Source organism: Segatella copri (assembly GCF_019127135.1).
GTDB lineage: Bacteria > Bacteroidota > Bacteroidia > Bacteroidales > Bacteroidaceae > Prevotella.
Genome location: NZ_JAHOEA010000163.1, coordinates 1 through 798 on the forward strand (window position 1 = coordinate 1; position 798 = coordinate 798).

Consider the following 798-nt stretch of genomic DNA (forward strand, 5'->3'; position numbering starts at 1 on the left):
AATGCTGCTACTGCTTTTTCCATCGGTCAGGAAGTAAGTCTCTATATTTCTCCAGTGGGGTATTCGGTTGCCATTCAATGGTCTTTTCTATGACATCGCTAATGTATTCAAACAGATTGATGCCATTCAACTTGCATGAAATAGCTATAGAATATAGGATAGCTCCCCGTCTTGCTCCTTCGTGCGAGCCAAAGAACATTGAGTTTCTTCTTGATAGTGATATGTACCTCTGGATTCTCTCAATGTAGTTGTTATCGAGAGCCGTATCACCTCTTTTGAAGATGTCACAAATGGCATTATATTCATTAAGGGCATAGCCGACCGCCTGCGCCAAGGTAGACTTGGGCAGTAAATCCTTCCTGGAAGATATTTCCTCCAGTTTCTCCAATAAATCCTGCAAAATGTCCGGTGCGTATGACTGCCGATAGGCAAGATGGTCTTCAACGGTCCATCCATTTACCCCAACCTTATGTTTTTTGTCTTCTCGATAAAATCTGTTGAGGATATCTACGACTTCCTGAGCATCCTTGTCTTCCTTGCCGCAGTCGATGAAGTCTCTCTTGACATGCTGTAGACAGGCGATTCTCATGATGTCCGGATAAGCATCCGACTCCAGTTTCCGGTAAGGAGCATACGCATCACTCTGTATGGTACCTTTATAATCTGAGAATACGTTAAGTATGACCTGCTCAGAGCGTGAACCATCCTCATATACGAAGAAGACAAGTCCCAGTTTAGGCGCACTTACAGCCCAGAGGTAGCCTTTCTTCGACCCCTTGTCCGTAGGCTTTGTCTTGG

General features: G+C 44.6%; 1 protein-coding gene. It reads right to left on the reverse strand.

The window, feature by feature from the left end; translation table 11 throughout:
* Positions 1-7: 7 nt before the first annotated feature.
* Positions 8-798, reverse strand: a 791-nt coding sequence (locus KSW37_RS15660; protein WP_217315384.1) for an IS66 family transposase, incomplete at its 5' end; no start/stop codon positions are given.